Annotated in this window: 16 protein-coding genes; 3 read left to right on the top strand and 13 right to left on the bottom strand. The window is 73.0% G+C overall.

Annotated elements, in window-relative coordinates; genetic code table 11:
* Positions 1-55: 55 nt before the first annotated feature.
* Both CPH93_RS08405 and CPH93_RS08410 read right to left on the bottom strand, forming a co-directional pair.
* Entirely contained in the window at positions 56-2,074 is a 2,019-nt protein-coding gene (locus CPH93_RS08405; protein ID WP_096212461.1) for an IucA/IucC family protein, read from the bottom strand.
* A complete protein-coding gene (locus CPH93_RS08410) occupies positions 2,071-3,465 on the bottom strand; it encodes a diaminobutyrate--2-oxoglutarate transaminase family protein (RefSeq protein ID WP_093649178.1) in 1,395 nt (464 codons plus the stop codon). The genes CPH93_RS08405 and CPH93_RS08410 overlap by 4 nt, the downstream gene beginning before the upstream one ends.
* Before the next feature lie 283 nt (positions 3,466-3,748).
* Between CPH93_RS08410 and CPH93_RS08415 the strand changes: the two genes are divergently transcribed.
* Positions 3,749-4,939: a trypsin-like serine peptidase gene (locus CPH93_RS08415; RefSeq protein ID WP_093485519.1), complete on the top strand. Its 1,191-nt coding sequence runs from the start codon at positions 3,749-3,751 to the stop codon at positions 4,937-4,939.
* A 103-nt stretch (positions 4,940-5,042) separates the two neighbouring features.
* Here CPH93_RS08415 and hflX read toward each other — a convergent pair whose 3' ends face one another.
* The 6 genes from hflX to miaA form a co-directional block, all read right to left on the bottom strand.
* On the bottom strand, positions 5,043-6,530 hold the full coding sequence (gene hflX, locus CPH93_RS08420; RefSeq protein WP_093649177.1) for a GTPase HflX: 1,488 nt from the start codon (positions 6,528-6,530) through the stop codon (positions 5,043-5,045).
* Positions 6,531-6,801: 271 nt separating this feature from the next.
* Positions 6,802-8,535, bottom strand: a complete 1,734-nt coding sequence (locus tag CPH93_RS08425; protein WP_096212462.1) for a M1 family metallopeptidase — start codon at positions 8,533-8,535, stop codon at positions 6,802-6,804.
* Positions 8,536-8,680: 145 nt separating this feature from the next.
* Positions 8,681-10,873 (bottom strand): RelA/SpoT family protein, encoded by a 2,193-nt coding sequence (locus tag CPH93_RS08430; RefSeq protein WP_093649176.1) that lies wholly within the window; start codon positions 10,871-10,873, stop codon positions 8,681-8,683.
* A gap of 195 nt (positions 10,874-11,068) precedes the next feature.
* Positions 11,069-11,944 (bottom strand): diaminopimelate epimerase, encoded by an 876-nt coding sequence (dapF, locus tag CPH93_RS08435; RefSeq protein WP_093649175.1) that lies wholly within the window; start codon positions 11,942-11,944, stop codon positions 11,069-11,071.
* Positions 11,945-12,266: 322 nt separating this feature from the next.
* Entirely contained in the window at positions 12,267-12,794 is a 528-nt protein-coding gene (locus tag CPH93_RS08440) for a hypothetical protein (RefSeq protein ID WP_093485511.1), read from the bottom strand.
* Between the two features lie 108 nt (positions 12,795-12,902).
* Positions 12,903-13,841, bottom strand: a complete 939-nt coding sequence (gene miaA / locus CPH93_RS08445) for a tRNA (adenosine(37)-N6)-dimethylallyltransferase MiaA (protein WP_096212463.1) — start codon at positions 13,839-13,841, stop codon at positions 12,903-12,905.
* Between the two features lie 185 nt (positions 13,842-14,026).
* Here miaA and CPH93_RS08450 point away from each other — a divergent pair, with 185 nt between their 5' ends.
* Positions 14,027-14,440 carry a hypothetical protein gene (locus tag CPH93_RS08450; RefSeq protein WP_143053692.1) on the top strand — a complete coding sequence of 138 codons (414 nt, stop codon included), beginning with the start codon at positions 14,027-14,029 and terminating at the stop codon, positions 14,438-14,440.
* 103 nt (positions 14,441-14,543) lie between these two features.
* Here the strand turns inward: CPH93_RS08450 and CPH93_RS08455 are convergent, their stop codons facing one another.
* The 3 genes from CPH93_RS08455 to CPH93_RS08465 form a co-directional block, all read right to left on the bottom strand.
* A complete protein-coding gene (locus tag CPH93_RS08455) occupies positions 14,544-15,254 on the bottom strand; it encodes a class III extradiol dioxygenase subunit B-like domain-containing protein (RefSeq protein WP_093649173.1) in 711 nt (236 codons plus the stop codon).
* Positions 15,255-15,330: 76 nt separating this feature from the next.
* Positions 15,331-16,845 (bottom strand): tRNA (N6-isopentenyl adenosine(37)-C2)-methylthiotransferase MiaB, encoded by a 1,515-nt coding sequence (gene miaB, locus CPH93_RS08460; RefSeq protein WP_093485503.1) that lies wholly within the window; start codon positions 16,843-16,845, stop codon positions 15,331-15,333.
* A 106-nt stretch (positions 16,846-16,951) separates the two neighbouring features.
* Positions 16,952-17,494 (bottom strand): DoxX family protein, encoded by a 543-nt coding sequence (locus tag CPH93_RS08465; RefSeq protein WP_096215361.1) that lies wholly within the window; start codon positions 17,492-17,494, stop codon positions 16,952-16,954.
* 389 nt (positions 17,495-17,883) lie between these two features.
* Here CPH93_RS08465 and CPH93_RS08470 point away from each other — a divergent pair, with 389 nt between their 5' ends.
* Positions 17,884-18,879 carry a TAXI family TRAP transporter solute-binding subunit gene (locus CPH93_RS08470; protein ID WP_093649172.1) on the top strand — a complete coding sequence of 332 codons (996 nt, stop codon included), beginning with the start codon at positions 17,884-17,886 and terminating at the stop codon, positions 18,877-18,879.
* Positions 18,880-18,974: 95 nt separating this feature from the next.
* On the opposite strand, the gene CPH93_RS08475 is transcribed toward CPH93_RS08470, so the two are convergent.
* Positions 18,975-19,178, bottom strand: a complete 204-nt coding sequence (locus CPH93_RS08475) for a cold-shock protein (protein WP_006602702.1) — start codon at positions 19,176-19,178, stop codon at positions 18,975-18,977.
* A gap of 216 nt (positions 19,179-19,394) precedes the next feature.
* A complete protein-coding gene (locus CPH93_RS08480) occupies positions 19,395-20,810 on the bottom strand; it encodes a sensor histidine kinase (protein WP_093485499.1) in 1,416 nt (471 codons plus the stop codon).
* Position 20,811 lies beyond the last annotated feature (1 nt).

Consider the following 20,811-nt stretch of genomic DNA (forward strand, 5'->3'; position numbering starts at 1 on the left):
GCGGGGCGCCGGCGCCGGGGTACGGGATGCTGCTGTCGGGGGGTGCGGTGGGCGGCTACGGGGCGAGGGGGTTGGGCAGGGTGACGTAGACGGACTGGGTTTCGACGGGGCCGACGAGTTCGTCCAGGCCGTGCAGCCGGGTCGCCAGGTTGGCCTTGCAGCGCAGCGTGCGGGCGGCCAGCAGCTGCTCGGGGAGGGGCGAGCGGTGGGCGCGGGGGGCCGCGGCGGCATCGGCGAGGAACCGCCGGAAGGCGGCGAGCAGGATCTCCTCGCGGACCAGGCGCTGGGCGCCGAAGGCTCCGATGAGTCCGAGGACGTTGTTGATGCCGAGGTAGTAGGCGAACCGTTCGTCGGTGACGTCATCGGAGACGAAGGTGTCGCTGGCGGCACCGATACCGGGCAGCCGCCGTTCCAGCTCGGCGCGGCGGGAGGCGCGGAAGTAGTAGCCCTGGTTGTCGCGGTAGCGGCCGCCGACCGGCCAGCCGTCGGGGTCCAGCAGCACCAGGGTGTTCTGCTGGTGGGCCTCCAGGACGATGCCGGCGGTGCCGTCGAGCCACAGCAGGGGCCGTACGACCACTTCGAGATAGCGCAGGAACCACTCGGTGGCGACCGCGTCGAGGCTGCGGCCGGTGCGGGAGCCGAGCGTGGTGACGAGGTCCTCGAGCCGGGAACGCACCCCTGGGTGGCCGGGCCAGGGCCGGGGCGAGGTGAGGCCGGCGATGCAGACGGCGTCGTCGGTGGTGCTGAAGGGGTTGTGGCGGATGACGACATCGAGGCCCTGGACGGGTTCGCCGGCAAGGCCGTCGACGGCCAGATAGGCCGGGTCGCGGACGATGTCGAAGCCCGGGTGCACGGACTGCCACTGCTCGGCGAGGCCGGTGCGCAGCAGGCGGTGCACCTCGACCCCGCGGGCCAGTTCCTTGCGGAGGTTCTCCCGGCGGGAGTTGGTGATGCGCAGCCCGAGGGAGAGCTTGAGCATGGCGTGCGCGTCGGGACGGTAGACCGTGCGGACGGAGGAGGTGGGGTGCCAGGGGGCGCCGTGGGCGCCGAGGTCGTGGAGCAGGCCGGCCGCGCGCAGAGCGGCGGTCTCGGGGCGGTCGGCGAGTTCCCTGGCCTGCCAGGGGTGCAGCGGCAACGGCACGGTCTCGTCGGGGAGTTGCAGACCGTCCCCGGCGAGGCGCAGCACCAGCCGCTCGGCAGGTACGGGCTTGCCGCGTTCGGTCCAGGCGGAGTCGGCGGCCAGGACCGAGCGGTGCACGGCCATCCAGTGGAGCCGGAAGGCCCCGCGCATTTCGGGCGAATACGCGCGGAGTTCGGCGTCGGAGAGCCCCTCGCGGCTCTTGGGCGTGGGGTGCAGCGGATGGCCGAGGAGGAGGGACTGTTCGGCTTCGAGGAAGAGTGCGCCGTGGTCGTCGGCGGGCCGGGCACGCCGGTCGGTGAGGAAGGTGGCGACATTGCGGACGGAGTTGGCGACGCGGCCGATGAGTTCGGCGCCGTCGCCGTCCGGCGCCTGCTGCTGCCCGGCCTCCGGCTCCGGCCGCTCGTCGGCGTCCGCCACGCGGTGCTCCCCACCGTCGGAGGCCCGGCGGTCGCCGTGCGCGGCCTCCCGGCGCAGCAGCGCGGCGAGGGTGACGGCGTCCAGCGGGGCGGCCCCGGCCGGGGCGCCTTCGAGGGTGGGGGCGCCCAGGCGGTGCCAGCCGGTCGGTGACCAGTAGCGCACGGGGATGTGGAGGGCGCCGGCGGCGGCGTGCAGCGGGATGCGCAGCCGGCCGTCGGCCGGATGGTGGGTGCCGCTCTCGCGCAGCCAGCAGCGCAGCAGATGCTCGATGCCCGCGGCGTCGGCGGCGACCGCCGGATCCGGGTGGTCGAGCGGGTCGTGCTCGCCGCAGCGGGCACGGTCGTACGGTCCCGGGCTGCCGGGGGCGGCGGCCCGGCCGGCGTCCTCGTGGGTGTGGCAGGCGTGGTCCGCGGCGCGGCGCTGCTGACGCGGCACCGACTCGATGGTGCCGGCGCCCTGGTGGGCGGGGACGCGCTCGGCAGGCTGACCGCCGTCGGGGCCGGGGCGTTCGTTCATGGGGAGATGCCTCGCATGGTCGTGGGGGACGAGCCCGTCGGCCCGGGGATGATGCGGACCGCCGCCGTGATGGCGTCGGCGAGGCGGTCGAGGATCGCGTCCGCCTGTTCGTCGGTGATGGTCAGGGGTGGCAGCAGCCGGACGACGGCGGAGTGCCGGCCGCCCAGTTCGACGATCAGGCCGCGGTCCAGGCAGGCGTGCTGGACGGCTGCGGCGAGCCGCGGGTCGGCGGGGCGGGCGCCGTGCGCATCGGCATCGGCGTCGCGGTCGACGATCTCGACGCCGAGCATCAGTCCGCGGCCGCGGACGTCGCCGATGCAGTCGTGGGCGCCGGCGAGGGAGGTGAGCCGGGCGAGCATCCGGGCGCCGAGCTCCCCGGCACGCCGGTCGAGGCCGTTCTCGCGGACGTAGGCGAGCGTGGCCCGTCCGGCGGCCATGGCGAGCTGGTTGCCGCGGAAGGTGCCCGCATGGGCGCCGGGCTGCCAGGCGTCGAGTTCCTCGCGGTAGACGATCACCGCCAGCGGCAGACTGCCGCCGATGGCCTTCGACAGCACGAGCACATCGGGCACGATGCCGCTGTGTTCGATCGCCCAGAAGGCGCCGGTGCGGCCGACGCCGGTCTGCACCTCGTCCACGATCAGCGGGATCCGCCGGGCGGCGGTGAGCTCGCGCATCCGCCGCAGCCAGCTGTCCGGCGCGGGGATCACGCCGCCCTCGCCCTGGACGGGTTCCAGGATCATCCCGGCCGGCCTCGGCACCCCGCTCTTGTGGTCGTCGAGCAGGCTCTGGGTCCAGCGCGCGGCGAGTTCGGCGCCCCACTCACCGCCGGTGCCGAACGGACAGCGGTAGTCGTACGGATAGGGCAGCCGGACCACGCTGGTGTGCTGCGCTCCCCCGGAGGCGGCGAGCGCCTGTGCGGTCATGCCGTGATACGCGCCGGAGAAGGCCATCAGCCCCTCCCGGCCGGTCGCGGTGCGGACGAGGGTGAAGGCGGCCTCGACGGCGTCCGTGCCGGCCGGGCCGCAGAACTGGATGCGCCCCTTTTCGGCCAACTCCCTGGGCAGCGTGGCGAAGAGCTCGGTGGTGAAGGCGTCCTTGACGGGCGTGGCCAGGTCGAGGATGTGCAGGGGCGCCCCGGAGTCGAGGACCGCGCGGATCGCTTCGAGCACCACGGGGTGGTTGTGGCCGAGCGCCAGGGTGCCGGCGCCGGAGAGACAGTCGAGATAGCGCCTGCCGTCGGCGCCCTCGATGGTCAGCCCGCGGGCGCGTACCGGAACGATGGGCAGCGAGCGGGCGTACGTACGGGCAGCGGACTCACGCAGGGACTGTCGGCGCAGGATCCCCTGGTGGGCCGGCGGCGCGGCCGCCGGCACGGATTCGGTCAACGCCACGGCAGTTGTGTCCTCCTGCTGGTGAGCGGCTGAAAGCCGCGCGGGCCCTGCGGGCAGCCCGGCCGTCCCCCGTACGTACCAACGACGGCGGGGACCCGGGATCACGGCTGAGGACAAGATCCTTGAGGGGCGTGAAACCGGGGACCCGAGTTCCGCCGTCCCCATCGTCACCGGCATAGTGGGGTGTTGCGCCGGATCTTGGGGTTCATGACAAAGAACAAAACGGCGCAGCACCGCAGAAGTCACACCGGCTCAGGCCGAATTCACCAGGGGGAACTCACCCATGCGATCCATACGTCGGCCAGTCCTGGCCGCCGCCGCCCTCACCGCCGTCATGGCGCTGACCGCCACCGGCTGCGGACCGGAGGGCGACAACGCGGACGCCAAGCCCAGCCAGGCCGCGGCCCAGGACACCACGGGCGGGGGTGATTTCAAGATCCCTCAGGACATCCAGGACAAGCTCAAGGAACACGGCATCAACCTGGACAAGTGGAAGAACGGCGAGTGGAAGAACTGGGACCGGGACAAGTGGCTCCGGGAGGCCGGGGAGTTCATCAACCCGATCATCAAGGACTTCTGGGACAAGGACAAGATCGACAAGGTCAAGCCGCCCCAGGACCCCAGCAAGCCCGAGGACATCTCCGAGGACCAGGGCAAGACCGACCCTGAGCCCGCCGCCGTCCCGGCCCAGGCCGTCAAGACCCCGTACACCTCCACCGCCCCCGGCGTGGGCCTGCTGCTGTTCAGCACCCCTGAGGGCGGCTCGCGTTGCTCCGCCACCGTCGTCAAGGACCCGGCGCACCCCGGTAAGTCCAACCTGGTGTGGACCGCGGCGCACTGTGTGCACGCCGGCAAGAACGGCGGCTGGTACCGCAACATGATGTTCGTGCCGAACTTCAACAAGAACGGCGGCACCGCCGACAAGTTGAAGACCACGCCCTTCGAGGACCGCGTCCCGTCGGGCAAGTGGTGGGCGGACGACATGGCGACGTCCAGCGAGTGGATCAAGGCCGGCGGCGCCGTTCCCGGTGTGCCGATGGCCCCGTACGACTTCGCTCTGATGCATGTGAAGCCGGAGGAGAACACCGGCGGCAAGTCGCTGGAAGAGGTGGCCGGCGGCGCCTACCAGGTCGACTTCAACGCGCCCGCGATGGCCAAGATCCCGAGCCTGACGGCGCAGGGTTACCCGGCCGAGCCGCCGTTCGACGGTGCGGCGCAGCAGCAGTGCACCGACAAGCCGACCCGGCTGTCGATGGACGCCAAGAAGCCGACCATGTACCGGATCGGCTGCACCATGACCGGCGGTTCCTCCGGTGGCCCCTGGTTCATCAAGGGCGCCGACGGCAAGCCGGTGCTGGTCTCCAACATGTCGATGGGGCCGCGTCCGGCCCGCTGGTCGGCCGGCCCGCACCTGGGCCCCGAGGCCAAGTCGATCTTCGACAAGATGAGCCAGAAGTGGGCGGCCAAGCAGTAGCCCGGTGAGGAGGGCGCCGTCCGCGGCGCCCTCCCGCCCACGGACAGGACGAAGGCCCGCTCCCGGTCTCCCGGGGGCGGGCCTCTTCCGTTCCTGGCAGCGGTTACGCCGCCGCGACGAACGGCTCGAACGCGGCGGCCAGTTCCTCGTGCACCCGCGCCTTGAGGACCGTGCCGTCGGCGGTGTGCTCCTCGGAGATGACCTCGCCCTCGGAGTGCGCCCGCGAGATCAGGGCGCCCTGGGTGTAGGGCACCAGGACCTCGATCTCGACCCGCGGCCGGGGGAGTTCCTCGTCGAGCAGTTCCAGCAGCTCCGCCATGCCCTGGCCCGTACGGGCCGAGACCGCCAGCGCGTGCTTCTCCTGGCGCAGCAGTCGCTGGAGCACCAGCGGATCGGCCGCGTCGGCCTTGTTGACGACCACGATCTCGGGCACGTCCGTCGCGCCCACCTCGCGGATCACCTCGCGTACGGCGGCCAGCTGCTCCTCGGGCACCGGATGCGAACCGTCGACCACATGCAGGATGAGATCGGAGTCGCCGACCTCCTCCATCGTGGAGCGGAACGCCTCGACGAGGTGGTGCGGCAGATGCCGGACGAAGCCGACGGTGTCGGCGAGGGTGTAGAGCCGTCCGCTGGGGGTCTCGGCCCGGCGGACGGTCGGGTCCAGGGTGGCGAACAGGGCGTTCTCCACCAGGACACCGGCGCCGGTGAGACGGTTGAGCAGCGAGGACTTGCCGGCATTGGTGTAGCCGGCGATGGCGACCGAGGGGACCTTGTGGCGCCGGCGCTCCTGGCGCTTGATGTCCCGGCCGGTCTTCATCTCCGCGATCTCCCGGCGCATCTTCGCCATCTTCTCGCGGATCCGCCGACGGTCCGTCTCGATCTTGGTCTCACCGGGGCCACGGGTGGCCATACCGCCGCCGGCCGAACCGGAGCCACCGCCGCCCATCTGCCGGGACAGCGACTGGCCCCAGCCACGGAGCCTGGGGAGCATGTACTGCATCTGCGCCAGCGAGACCTGCGCCTTGCCCTCCCGGGACTTGGCGTGCTGGGCGAAGATGTCGAGGATCAGGGCCGTCCGGTCGACCACCTTGACCTTGACGACGTCCTCGAGGTGGATCAGCTGGCCCGGGGAGAGCTCACCGTCACAGACCACGGTGTCCGCCCCGGATTCGAGCACGATGTCGCGCAGCTCCAGGGCCTTGCCCGAGCCGATGTAGGTGGCCGGGTCGGGCTTGTCGCGGCGCTGGATGACGCCGTCGAGCACCAGGGCGCCGGCGGTCTCGGCCAGGGCGGCGAGCTCGGCGAGCGAGTTCTCCGCCTCCTGGACCGTGCCCGTGGTCCAGACGCCGACGAGCACCACCCGCTCCAGGCGGAGCTGCCGGTACTCGACCTCGGTGACGTCCTCGAGCTCGGTGGAGAGGCCCGCTACCCGGCGCAGCGCGGCGCGCGCCGAACGGTCGTACTGCTCGCCGTCACGCTCCCCGTCGATCTCGTGGCTCCAGGCGACGTCCTCTTCCATCAGGGCGTGGGCCCGAAGGCTCTCGGAGAGGCGCTGCCGGTCCTGCGGAAGGGAAGAAGAGGAGGTCATTTGATCCTTTGCGTCGTCGGTGAGCCCTTGCGGGGACCTGCTGCCCCCACCGGGACTGTCGGTGGTGCCCCGACCGTCGCGGGAGACCCGCGGCCGTCGAAGGTGTCAACGTCCGAGCCGTCCCGGAGATTCCCCGGTCCGGCTGGAGCCGACCCCATGATGGTCCCACGACGGGAAAGGGCCGTCACGCGGGTTTCCCCGGGGTTCCGGCCCTCCCCCGGTGGCCGGGCGCCCGGGCAGTCCCCTGGGGCACAGGGGCCCCGGCAGGCCCCTAGGACGCAGGGACCCGAGTAGCCCCTTGGGGCGCGGGGGTCCCGGCGGCACCGTTCGGCCCAGGAGTCTGGGCGGCAGCCTTGGGCACGGGCGTTCCCGCGGCTCCCTTGGTCGCGACGGTCCCGCCGGTGCTCTTGGACGCCGCGGTCCCGCCGGTGCTCTTCGGTGCCGGTGCTTCGGCGGTCCCCTTGGGCACGGGGGTGGTCACCGCGCCCGCGGAGCGCCAGTCCGGGTGCCCCGGCATCGGTGGGGTCCGGTCGCCGTAGAGCCAGTCCTGGAAGAAGTCGGTGAGGGGCGCTCCGGCGACCTCCGAGGCCAGCTGGACGAAGTCGGCCGTGTCGGCCACCCCGTCACGGTGCCGGGCCACCCACTCGCGTTCGAGGCGCTCGAAGGCCGCGGGGCCGATCTTCTGCCGCAGGGCGTACAGGACCAGTGCGCTGCCGTCGTAGACGACCGGGCGGAAGATGCTGATCTTCTGTCCCGGGCTGGGGGCCTTGGGCGCGGCGGGCGGCCCGCCCTCGGCGCGCCAGCCGTTGGACTGCTGGTAGGCGCGGTGCATCCGCGTCTCCAGCGAGGCCCGCTTGTCGCCCCGCTCCTGGGCATAGAGGGCCTCGTACCAGGTGGCGTGGGCCTCGTTGAGCCAGACGTCGGACCAGCGGCGCGGGCTGACGCTGTCGCCGAACCACTGGTGGGCCAGCTCGTGCACCATCACCGACTCGACGTACCAGGCGGGCAGCTGGTTCGCGCCGAACAGGGGCTTCTCGAAGAGCGAGAGGGTCTGGGTCTCCAGCTCGAAACCGGTGGTGGCATTGGCGATCAGTACCCCGTACGCCTCGAAGGGGTAGGGGCCGACCTTGCGCTCCATCCAGGCCACGTGGTCCGCGGTCCTGCCCAGCCAGCGGGCGAGGGCGGGGCGGTCCGCGGTCGGTACGACGTCGCGGATCGGCAGGCCGTGGGGCCCGTGGTGCAGCAGCACGCTGGACTTCCCGATGGAGACCTGGGCGAGTTCGGTCGCCATGGGGTGGGCGGTGCGGTAGGTCCAGGTGCGGCGGGCCGCGCGGGTGGCGGTGCCCAGGGGGAGCCCGTTGGCGACGGCGGTGAGCGCCTGGGGCGCGGTGATGCGGAAGGTGAAGAGCGCCTTGTCGGAGGGGTGGTCGTTGCAGGGGAAGACGCGGTGCGCGGCGTCGGCCTGGTTGGCCATCGCCAGCCCGTCGGCGGTGCGGATCCAGCCGCCGTCGGCCGTGCCGCGCGGGTCGGTGGTGTGCTGGACGGAGATCTTCACCTCCTGTCCCCGGGAGACGTGGAAGGCCGGGGTGACTACGAGGTCCTCGCCGTTCTGCTCGTGCCGGGCGGGCAGGCCGCCCACCGTCACGGAGCGTACGGTGCCGCGGGCGAAGTCGAGGTTGAGCTGGTCGAGCTCGGTGGTGGCCTCGGCGGTGATCTCGGTGGTGACGTTCATCGGCCGGTCGTTGTGGCCGGAGTAGTCCAGGGAGACGTCGTAGGACGTGACGTCGTAGCCGGTGTTGCCGAGGGTGGGGAAGAGACGGTCACCGAGGCCTTGCGCCCCTACGGAGGCCGGTGGTGCGGTCAGGCCGAGGCAGGCGGCGGCCAGCCCGAGGACGGCGGCCCGGCGGACAGCTGACCGGAGCCGGCCGCGCAGGGTACGGGGCAGAGCGCGGGCGGGGACGGCGCGAGCGGGGTCACGGGACGGGCGACGCAGGGGAAGGGACATGCACTACGGCTACCAACGCGGCCCCCTCCGGCGCGGGCGAGGCGGCAAACGGCACCCGAACGGGCGGCGGATCGGGCGCCCGTCTTACGCCGCCAGGCGGAGACGCTTCCGACGGCCCGTCACCTTTCCGGCCCCCCGGGGAAGTTCAGGGGCCCAGCACCGCGGCCTGCCGGGCGCGGCCGGCCCGCAACACGTCGAAGACGCCCGGCACTTGGCGCATCGCGCGCATCAGGGACGGCAGTCCGGCGGCGTTCGGCAGATGCAGGGTGTAGGTGTGGCGGACCCGCTGTTCGTGCGGGGGTTCGACGGCGGCCGACACCACGGCGGCGCCCTGGGAGGCGATGGCTTCGGTGAGGTCGGCGAGGAGCTGTGGCCGGCTGAAGGCCTCGGCCAGGAGGGTGACCCGGCAGCCCTGGCCGCCGTGGCCGGCGCCGCGCCAGCGCACGCCGACCGGCTGCCGGCCGGTGGCGGCCATCCGCGCCACGACGGGGCACAGGGCGCGGTGCACGGTGACCGTGCCGCCGCGGACGGCGAATCCGGTGACGGTGTCCGGCGGCACGGGGGTGCAGCAGCCGGCCAGCCGGACCGTCGCACCCGGCAGATCCGCCACCGCGAGCAGCGAGGCGGGCACCGGGTCCGCCCCGGAGCGCACCTGGCCTGCGCTGCGGCGGTCGGTGGCCGGCACCTCGGCGCCCGTCTCGCCGGGCCCCGCCGGGCGGACGCCGGGCTCCTGCCGCCCGGCCAGCCACCGGGCGATGGCGAGCCGGGCGGCGGGGGTGCGGGCATGTTCGAGCCACTCGGGCAGCGGCCCGGCCGCGGAGTCCGGGGCCATCAGCAGCTGCAGGCTGTCGCCGTCGTGCAGGACGGTGGAGAGGGTGGCGAGCCGGCCGTTGACCCGGGCGCCGATACAGCAGTGGGCCGCCTCGCCGTGCCGCTCGTATGCGGCATCCACGCAACTGGCCCCGGCGGGCAGGCCGATGGTGCCGCCCGTGGGGCCGGACGAGCCGTCCGACGGGGCGTCGGCGCAGAAGACCGTGATCTCCCGGTCCTGGGCGAGATCGTCGCGCAGCGAGGTCCAGAAGGTGTCCGGGTCGGGGGTGGTGCGCTGCCATTCCAGCAGCCGGGAGAGCCATCCGGGGCGGGTCGGGTCGGCCCGCTCGCCCTCGGGGGCGTCCGCGCCGTCGGTGGGGGCGTACGGATTGCCCAGCGCGATCACCCCGGCCTCGGCGACCCGGTGCATCTGGTGCGTACGGATCAAGGTCTCGGCGATCTCCCCCGACGGGCCGGTGACCGCGGTGTGCAGCGACTGGTAGAGGTTGAACTTGGGGGCCGCGATGAAGTCCTTGAACTCGGAGACGACCGGGGTGAAGCAGGTGTGCAGCTCGCCGAGGACGGCGTAGCAGTCGGCGTCCTCGGCCACCAGCACCAGCAGTCGCCCCAGGTCCGCGCCGGTCAGCTCACGGCGCGCGAGGCGTACGCGGTGCACGGAGACGAAGTGCCGCGGACGGACGTGGACTTCGGCGTCAATACCGGCCTCGTCCAGGACCGTGCGCATGCGCGCGGCGAGGACGGCGAGCGGATCGGGCCGCGTGGCGTACTCCCCGACCAGGGCCCGGGTGGTGGCGTACTCCTCGGGGTGCAGGATCGCGAAGACCAGGTCCTCCAGCTCGGCCTTCAGCGCCTGGACACCGAGGCGTTCGGCGAGGGGGATCAGCACATCGCGGGTCACCTTGGCGATCCGGGCCTGCTTCTCGGGGCGCATCACGCCGAGGGTGCGCATGTTGTGCAGCCGGTCGGCGAGTTTGATGGACATCACCCGGACGTCGTTGCCCGTGGCCACCAGCATCTTGCGGAAGGTCTCCGGCTCGGCGGCGGCGCCGTAGTCGACCTTCTCCAGCTTGGTGACGCCGTCGACGAGATAACAGACCTCCGCCCCGAACCGTTCACGTACCTGATCCAGCGTCACTTCCGTGTCCTCGACGGTGTCGTGGAGCAGGGAGGCGGTCAAGGTCGTGGTCTCCGCGCCCAGTTCGGCGAGGATGAGGGTCACCGCGAGCGGGTGGGTGATGTACGGCTCGCCGCTCTTGCGCACCTGCCCGCGGTGCGAGGACTCGGCGAGCAGATAGGCCTGGGTGAGGGTGTCCAGATCGGCGTCCGGGTGGTGGTGGCGGTGCACCTTGGCGACGTGTTTCAGGGCGTGCGGGAGGCCGTCGCGCGGGGCGGGGCCGAGCAGCGCAGCGCGGCCGATACGGCGCAGCCCTCGGAGTTCCAGTCGGCGGCGGCCGCGCTTGCGGGCCGCCGCTCCATGGTTACCAGGGTCAGTGGCCTCTGCGCTCATGGGCACCTCCGGCAGCGTCGACCGGCGGTGGGATGCGTCGGTTCCGACGTCCGGGCCGGTGCTTGATGCTATCGAGCCCATCACGCAGCGCTGTTCGCCTCTTGCTCAGAGTGATACGGATCACCCGTTCGAGCGAAACTTATGGCCGGAACCGCTCCTCGCGGGAGGGCGGAACCCGGGGCGCTGCGGGGTGCGTCAGGCGAGCGCGCCGGCCAGCCAGGCGGCCTCGAAGGTGCCCTCGGCGACGATCTCGGCGGGCCCGGTCATCTCCACCGTGCCGTCGGGCAGCTCGGTGATCGTCAGGCTGCCGCCGAGCACATCGACGGTGTAGGTGACGGGGACTCCGGTGCCGGCCGGGTCCAGCCCGTCCCGGCGGGCGGCCGCGACGGCGACCGCGCAGGCGCCGGTGCCACAGGACCGGGTCTCCCCCGAGCCGCGCTCGTGGACCCGCATCGCCACATGGTGCGGACCACGGTCGACGACGAACTCGATGTTGACGCCGTCGGGATAAACCGCCGCTGGGCTGAACGGCGGTACGTCCCGCAGGTCGCCGGCGTGGGCCAGATCCGCCACGAAGGCGACGGCGTGCGGGTTGCCCATGTTCACGTTGCGGGCCGGCCAGCTGCGGCCGTCGAGCGTGACGACGACGCTCTCCTCGGGGAGCTCGGCGCGGCCCATGGAGACCGTCACATCGCCGCTCTTGGCGAGGTGGACACGGCGGATGCCGGCGCGGGTGGCGATGGCGAGGTCGCCGGCCTCGACCAGGCCGGCGTGCAGCAGATAGCGCGCGAAGACGCGGACGCCGTTGCCGCACATCTCGGCGATCGAGCCGTCGCCGTTGCGGTAGTCCATGAACCACTCGGCCTCGCCGGCCTGGTCACGCGCCTCGGGGTGCGCGGCGGACCGGACGACGCGCAGCACACCGTCGCCACCGAGGCCCGCCCGCCGGTCACAGATCCTGGCGACGGCGGCCGCGGACAGGTCGAGAAGACCGTCCGGGTCGGGGACGATCACGAAGTCGTTCTCGGTGCCGTGGCCCTTGAGAAAGGCGAGGCGCTGCGTACTGGTCACCCTGGCATCGTACGGGGAGGGCGGGGGGTGCAGGGGTTGTGGGGGGGCGAGGTGGGTGCGCGCTTGGCTGGGGGCGGGCCTGTGCGGGGCGTAGGAGTGGCGAGCGGGAGGCGGGACGTGTGCGGGCCGAACCTGCCCGCTGCACCCGCCCGCCCCTGAGCCGAACCTGCCCTCTACACCCGCCCACCCCCCGAAGGGGGGTGGGCGGCGGGGAAAAAACCAACCGGGGAAACAACTGGCCAGGAAACGCCCGGCCAGGGAAACGACCAGCCGAGCAACCCACCAGCCCGCTCAACCACCCGCGAAAGCCCCCACCACCAGCTCACCGCAGCCGCGCCACGCGCCAGATCGCCAGTGCCGCCGGGACGGCGACCACGAGGGCGTAGATCAGCACCACGCGCCAGCCGGCGCGGCCGCCGGAGCCGGGCACCGGGAGGCCGGGCCAGGCGTAGTGGACGCGGCGGGCGGCCATCATCCCCCAGCCGGCGGCGCAGCAGCACAGCAGCAGGCCGAGCATCGCGATCACCGCGCCACCGTCGCCGCCGAACTCGAAGGCGAGCGGGAAGGCGAACATCAGCGAGCCGAGAGCGGCGAGGCCGACGACCGGCGCCAGCTGCCACAGCCGCAGCCGGCGCGGCGGGCGCAGTTCCCGGAAGGACTCACCGCCCTCGCCGGGCCCCTCGGCACCGGCGTCGAAACCCTCGGGGTCGTCCAGGGTCCCGGGGTCGGTGAGCGGGTCGCCGGCGGCGCCGGACAGACCGTCACGGGTGTCCGGACCGTCATCGGTCAGCGGCGCCGTCTCCGCACCGCTGTCCGGTTGCTGCGCTCTGTTGCGAGGGCCGGCCTCCATTGCCACGCGCCCTCCCCACTGCAGACTGCACGCCTCGATCGAAGGTCGATGATGACACGCCCTCAAGAGCCCGGATGACGGCCGGAGCGTCCCGATGCCATGACGTGATCAGGCTGTGACCGGTCGTTCGAGCAACGCCAGGGCCCGCTCGGGAAGTTCCGCCCGGCGGTCGGCGGCCCCGCTGAGCCAGTGGACCCGGGGGTCCCGGCGGAACCACGAGTCCTGGCGTCGCGCGAAGCGTTTGGTGGCGCGCACCGTCTCATCGCGCGCCTCCTGCTCGGTGCACTCCCCCGCGAGCTGGGCCAGCACCTGCTGATAGCCCAGCGCCCGGGACGCCGTACGGCCCTCGCGCAGCCCCTCGCCCTCCAGCCGGCGCACCTCGTCGACCAGGCCCGCCTCCCACATACGGTCGACCCGCAGCGCGATCCGCTCGTCGAGCTCGGGGCGCTCGACGTCCACGCCGATCTGCAGGGTGTCGTAGACCGCCTCATGGCCGGGCAGGTTGGCGGTGAACGGGCGGCCGGTGATCTCGATGACCTCCAGGGCGCGCACGATGCGGCGGCCGTTGCCGGCCAGGATCGCCTGAGCGGCCTGAGGGTCGGCGGCGGCCAGCCGGGCGTGCAGGGCGCCGCTGCCGTGTTCGGCCAGTTCGGCCTCCAGGCGGGCGCGTACCTCCGGGTCGGTGCCGGGGAAGTCGAGGGCGTCGATGGCGCCGCGTACGTACAGGCCGGAGCCGCCGACCAGGACCGGGGTGCGGCCCTCGGCGAGCAGCCGGTCGATCTCGGCACGGGCCAGCTGCTGGTACTCGGCGACGCTGGCGGCGCGGGTCACGTCCCAGATGTCCAGGAGACGGTGCGGGACGCCCTGCCGCTCCTCCAAGGTGAGCTTGGCGGTGCCGATGTCCATGCCGCGATAGAGTTGCATGGAGTCGGCATTGATGACCTCGCCGCCCAGGTGTTGGGCGAGCGCGACGCCCAGATCGGACTTTCCGGCCGCGGTGGGGCCGACGACGGCGATGACCCGCGGAGCGGGAACGGCGGTGTTCACCCCGTCAGTCTCGCAAACATCACGCCCCCCTCTCGAACGAGCGACGTGACGGGCAACCAATGGGTTCGTTGCCTGTTGCGAGGTCCCGGGAGCCGGTGCAGCACCGGCGCCCGCGGGCGGCGCAACGGTCCGCCCCGGGCGGCACGGGACGTCGCCACATGAAGAGCGTAGGAGCAGTTATGGGCGTGTTTTCGCGGTTTCGCCGCCGTAAGTCCGAAGCGTTGACGGAGGAGAGTGCCGCTGCGGCCGTGCCGGCCGCGGTGAAGGAGCCGGCGGAGTCGGCCGCTTCGGCGGACGCCGAGGACACTCAGGAGACCTCGGAGCCCCAGGTCACCACGGCCCAGGACGCCTCGGAGTCCCAGGACGCCACGGAGTCCGCGGACGCCGCGCAGACCGGCGACGACGCCGAGCCCACGGCCGAGGTCACGGCGGACGACGGGGCCGTGGCGGCTCCGGAGGCATCCGGTGAGCCGGCGGGAGAGCCGGCGGCCGCCGACGAGCCGCGCGGCGAGAAAGCCGGCGAGAGCGCCGGCATTCCCCGGCAGAAGTCGGCACAGGCCGCGGCGGACCGCGAGTCCGGCGAGAGCGCGCGGCACTGACGGAAGGCCCGCGCGGACCCCGTCCGCCGGACCGGCAGCACACGGCACGACGGCCGCGCGGCGGATCGCCTCGCGGCCGTCGCCGTACCCTCCCGGTGCCGCGCTACGACCAGGTCGCCACGAAGTAGCCCACGCCATACGGAGCCTCCTCGTGCAGCAGCCGGCCGCGCAGGTCCGCGCCCTCGGCCGCGCCCGCCGCGACCTGCCAGCAGGCCCGTCCCGAAGCCTGGAGACCGGTGGCCTGCTCCGCGTCGAGGGCGGTCAGCGCGGCGAGGTCTGCGGCGCCCAGGGCGTGCGCCACCGTCGCGTCGAAGGGCTCGGCCCGCTCGTCGAAGTAGCCGGGTGCCTTCACCGTCCGGCAGGCGCTGCCGTCGCCCATCACCAGCAGCGCCACCCGGGGCGCGGCGGCGGCGATCTCCCGGCCCGTCGCCGCACACCGTTCGCGCGGCAGCGGCTGCGCCACCCCCAGCGCCTCCACCGGGGCGTCGTCCCAGTCCGTACGGGACAGCAGCCAGGCGCCGACCGAGAGCGAGGGCGGGAGGCCGCGTCCGGGCACGGTTTCGGCGGCGCCCAGCGGCACGTCGAGGTCGACCCCGAAGCCGCGGAACGAGCCGAGAGCGCCCTGCGGGTGCGGGCCCTGGCCGGCCTCGTCGGCGGGGCCGAGGACCACCAGCCGGTCGGGGCGGGCCGCGGCGAGCACGCCGAGAGCATCCACGCAGGCGGCGCGCAGCGCATCCAGCTCGGGAGCGGCGCCGGCGGCCACCTCCGGGACGAGCAGCGGCGGACAGGGGCAGAAGGCGGCGGCTACGAGCATGCACGCAGCGTAACGCCCCGGGTGCGGACCCGGTTTCGGTGCCCTCCCGCCGTGGCTCGCCCCCGGTGTGCGCCGGTCAGTCGCAGCCGCAGCCGGCCGCGGGCGCCGGGGCCGGTGCCGGGGCGCCGATGGTGGGCAGGCCCAGCAGCACGCCCTGGGGCTTCTCCGCCGGGGCAGCATTGCGCTTTTCCCAGGCGTCACCGGCGCGGGTACGGCGCACCGCCTTGGCCGGTCCCTCCGCCAGGAGGTGGTGCGGGGCGGCGTAGGTCACCTCGACCGTCACCATGTCGCCGGGCCGGACCGGCTCCTGGGGACGGGTGAAGTGCACGAGGCGGTTGTCGGCGGCCCGGCCGGACAGCCGGTGGGTCGCGTCGTCCTTGCGGCCCTCCCCCTCGGCGACCAGCACCTCCAGCGTGCGGCCGACCTGCTTCTTGTTCTCCGCCCAGGAGATCTCCTCCTGGAGGGCGACGAGGCGCTCATAGCGCTCCTGGACGACGGCCTTGGGGATCTGGCCCTCCATGTCGGCCGCGGGGGTGCCGGGGCGCTTGGAGTACTGGAAGGTGAAGGCCTGGGCGAAGCGGGACTCGCGGACCGTGTGGAGGGTCTGCGCGAAGTCCTCCTCGGTCTCGCCCGGGAAGCCGACGATGATGTCGGTGGAGATCGCGGCGTCCGGCATCGCGGCGCGCACCTTCTCGATGATGCCGAGGAAGCGCTCCTGGCGGTACGAGCGGCGCATCGCCTTCAGGACGCGGTCGGAGCCGGACTGCAGCGGCATGTGGAGCTGCGGCATGACGTTCGGCGTCTCGGCCATGGCGGCGATGACGTCGTCGGTGAAGTCGCGGGGGTGCGGGGAGGTGAAGCGGACCCGCTCCAGGCCCTCGATCGTGCCGCAGGCACGCAGCAGCTTGCTGAAGGCCTCGCGGTCACCGATGTCGGAACCGTAGGCATTGACGTTCTGGCCGAGCAGGGTGATCTCGCTGACGCCCTCGGCGACCAGCGCCTCGACCTCGGCAAGGATGTCGCCGGGGCGGCGGTCCTTCTCCTTGCCGCGCAGCGCGGGCACGATGCAGAAGGTGCAGGTGTTGTTGCAGCCCACGGAGATGGAGACCCAGGCGGCGTAGGCGCTCTCCCGCCGGGTGGGCAGCGTCGAGGGGAACGCCTCCAGCGACTCGGCGATCTCGACCTGCGCCTCCTCCTGGACGCGGGCGCGCTCCAGCAGGACCGGCAGCTTGCCGATGTTGTGCGTCCCGAAGACCACGTCGACCCAGGGGGCCTTCTTGACGATGGTGTCCCGGTCCTTCTGCGCGAGGCAGCCGCCCACGGCGATCTGCATACCGGGCCGCGCGGCCTTCTTCGGGGCGAGCTGACCGAGGTTGCCGTAGAGCCGGTTGTCGGCGTTCTCCCGCACCGCGCAGGTGTTGAAGACCACGACGTCGGCGCCCTCGCCGTCCTTGGGGGCGGGCACGTAACCGGCCTCTTCCAGCAGGCCGGACAGCCGCTCGGAGTCGTGGACGTTCATCTGGCACCCGTAGGTGCGGATCTCGTAGCTTCTGTTGACGCCCACTGCCTGGCTCCGGTCGCTGCTGGTCATGCGTCAAGGGTAGGCGGTACCCGGCATTGCTCCGGACGCCGGAGGGCCCCGGCGGGGAGCACGGGGCACGTGCCGGCGGTGGCCGCCGGCCGGAGCCGTGGGCGCCTCACAGGGCCAGCACGATGGCGGCGCCGATGCCGCCCGCCCCCAGGGCGAAGGCCGCGCAGCCCAGCCCGCCGTTCCGCCAGCGGAAGGGGCGGTCGAGCGCGAAGCGGCCGGGTCCGGTCGCCGCGACGGTCAGGGCGACGATGGCGATGGTCACGGGGTACTCGATGCCGCCGCTGATCGCCCAGAGCCCCTGGGGAGCGCCGATGACCATGGCGTTGATCATCACCCCGATCAGTGCGGCGGCCGCCAGGGGCGTGAGCAGTCCGGCCGCGAGACCGAGGCCGCCGGCGAACTCCGAGACGCCGGCGAGGCCGGCGTAGAAGTCGCCGGGGTGGTAGCCGAGTGCCGCGAATCCCTTGCCGGTGCCGGCGATCCCCTGGCCGCCGAAGAGGCCGAAGAGCTTCTGGGCGCCGTGCCCGGCCATGATCAGCCCCACCGTGAGGCGGAGAGCGAGCAGGCCGAGATCGGCGCCGAGCGGAGGTGGACGGTGGATGTCGGGCCGGGCCCGGATGTCCGGCCGCAGCTCGGTGAGCGGTTTCATGAGGGTGTCGCTTCCCGCACCGGCGCGCCATGGGGCCGCGGTGTCGGACACCGGCGCCGGTGCGCTCATGGTGGGGAATGGTCAGGGACTGCGCGCCGCGTGGCGCGCGGTGGGGGACGTGCCGGGTCCCCGCTGCGTGCAGCTGCGGATCCGCAGAACCGCAGAAAGGCGGCAGACGGTGGGAAGGGGAAAGCGGACCGCCCCTCCACAGCTCTCTGGCTCTACAGCCGATCCTTCTACGCGTGCGGACTTCCGCAAGTGGGGAGAGGATTCGGCCCCGGCTGCCGGGAGGCGCCCGCCGCCAGGAGGCCCGGCCCGCACACCGGTGGCTTCCGTGGACCGCACCCCACCCCTCCCTTTCCCGCCGGAGTGCTGGCAGGATCCCGCCCATGGTCCCCGCACTCCCCCGCCTCGGCCGCCGCTCCCTCCAGGCGGCGCTCGCGGCACCGGTCGCCCTCGGGCTGCTGCTGTGGTGGCTGCTGTCGATGGGCGGTGATCCTCCCCCCGGGGGGCGGGTGACGCTGGCGACGGGCGTGCCGACCGGCGTGTACGCGCGCTACGGCGAGCTGCTGAAGCAGGATCTGGCCCACGACCTGCCGGAGGTGGATCTGCGGCTGACCCGCAGCGAGGGCTCGATCGACAATCTGCGGCAGCTGGTCGCCGGGCGGGCCGGATTCACCATCGCGACGGCGGACGCGGTCGCCGCGTACAAGGTCAGGGGTGAGCCGGGCGCGGACCGGCTGCGGGCCTGTGCGCGGCTGTACGACGACTACATGCAGCTGGTGGTGCCGCGGAAGTCGGCGGTGCGCTCGACGAAGGACCTGCGGCGGCTGCGGGTGGGGGTCGGGGCCGACAGCTCCGGCGTACAGCTGATCACCCGGCGGCTGCTGGAGGCGGCCGGGCTGGACTTCGACACGGACATCGAGCCGGTACGGGTCGGCATCGACCGGATGCCCAAGCTGCTGGAGGAGGGCAAGCTGGATGCCTTCTTCTGGTCCGGCGGGCTGCCGACGACGGCGGTGCAGCATCTGGCACAGCACTTCCCGGTGCGGCTGGTCCAGCTCGGCGATCTGAGCGAGGCGCTGCACCGGCAGGGCGAGCGCACCCGCTACTACCGTGCCGCGGTGATGCCCGCCGATGCCTACCCGATGGCCCAGAGCGGCGAGGCGGTGAAGACGATCGCGGTGGCGAACCTGCTGGTGACCACGGACCGCGAGGACGCCGCGCTGACCGAGGGGATCACCCGTACCGTCATCGACAGCCGGGACTGGATCGGCCGCCAGGTGCATGCCGCACAGAAGGTGGATCTGCGGACGGCGGTCTTCACCGATCCGCTGGAGCTGCACGAGGGCGCCCGGCGCTATTACGTGTCCCAGAAGCCCTGAGGCGGCGGGGAGGCCGCAGGCCTCGTCGCCGTACACACGCCGGGGCCCGCACCGGTCAGTCCGGTGCGGGCCCCGATCGTGGGACGCGCGGTGCGTCAGGCGGCGACGATGTTCTCCGCCTGCGGGCCCTTCGGGCCCTGGGTCACGTCGAAGGTGACCTTCTGGCCCTCGAGGAGCTCACGGAAGCCCTGCGCGGCGATGTTCGAGTAGTGGGCGAAGACGTCGGGGCCGCCGCCGTCCTGCTCGATGAAGCCGAAGCCCTTTTCCGAGTTGAACCACTTGACGGTGCCGGAAGCCATGTTTTTCTCCGTTCATGGGGCAAACCGGAGACCGCACTGCGCGGCCTCCTTGTCGCCGAGATGATCGCCCCACACCGGAACAGGTCCGGAAAACAAGGAACGCCCGGAGCTATCAGCTTCCGGGCGCGCACAAAGTTCATCATGGGTACCACAACTGCAACGCGGCCCACGCTAGCACACGTGCGGGGAGCCGCCCCGCGTCACGCGGGTGCCCGGTCACGGGGCGGTGCGCGGCAGCGTGACGGTGACCTTCAGCCCGTGCGGCGGATGCGGGGCGTAGGTGATGGTGGCGCCGCCCGCGGCGAGCAGGGCGCGGGTGATCGACAGGCCGAGCCCGGAGCCGGAGACGTTCTGGTGGCGGCCGCTGCGCCAGAAACGGTCACCGATCCGCTCCAGTTCGTCGTCGGTCAGGCCGGGGCCGCGGTCGGCGACGGTGACCTGGACGCGCTCGCCGTCCGGCGCGACGCCGACGGTCACCGGCCGCCCCTCCGGGGTGAACTTCAGGGCGTTGTCGACGACGGCGTCCAGGGCGCTGGACAGGGCGACCGGGTCGGCCCAGCCGGTGACGGCGCTCGGCCCCTCATAGGTGAGGCGGACGCCCTTGGCATCGGCCAACGGGCGCCAGGAGTCCACGCGTTCGGCGGCCAGCGCCGCGACATCGGTGAGCTGGAGATCGGCGTCGGAGTGTTCGGCGAGCGCGAGGCCGAGCAGACCGTCCAGGACACGGGCCAGCCGCTTGCCCTCCGTACGGACCGAGGCGATCTCCGCGTTGCCGTCGGGGAGTTCGAGGGCCAGCAGCTCGATGCGCAGCAGCAGCGCGGACAGCGGGTTGCGCAGCTGGTGGGAGGCGTCGGCGACGAAGGCGCGCTGCTGTTCCAGGACCTCCTCGACATGGTCGGCCATTTCGTTGAACGAGCGGGCCAGGCGGCGCAGTTCGGGCGGTCCGGCGGTGGCGGCGACGCGGGCGTTCATCCGCCCGGTGGCGATGTCGTGGCTCGCCACGTCCAGGATCCGTACCGGCCGCAGCACCCAGCCGGTCAGGCGGAAGGCCGCGCCGACGGCGACGAGCATGGCCGCGCACTCACCGGCCGCGATCAGCAGCCAGCTGCGCAGGATCCGCGAACGCATCTGCCCGGTGGGCGAGTCGGTGACGACGACGGCGACGACATCGCCGTCGCGGATCACCGGTGAGGCGACCGGAATGCGGCCGGTGTCGTCCCAGGGCCAGATCTGGTGCGGGTCGTGGCTGCGGCGGCCGGCCAGCGCCTCACTGAAGGCCTGGGCGGCCTCGCCGTCGTGCGGTACCGACAACCCGGCGGGGGCTGCGGCCATCGTGGTGTGATCGCGGTAGAAGACACCGGCGCGGATGCCGTAGAGGCTGTAGTAGCGGTCGAGTTCGGTGCCGAGGGTGGCGAGCCGCTCGTCCTCCTCGGGGGTCTTGTCCCGGGCGTCCGTGGCGGGGCGGGCGGTGACGAACTGGGCGAGGGAGGCGAAGCGGGCGGCGTCGTCTATCCGGTCGACGACCACCCGCTGCTGCTCCACACCGGCGGTGCTGAGACCGAGCGGGAAGCCGAGCGCGAGCAGCACGGCGGCCATCAGGACGATCAGCAGCGGGAGGAGGCGGGTGCGCACG

The sequence above is a fragment of the Streptomyces sp. 2323.1 genome (assembly GCF_900221035.1).
Classification (GTDB): Bacteria; Actinomycetota; Actinomycetes; order Streptomycetales; family Streptomycetaceae; genus Streptomyces; species Streptomyces sioyaensis.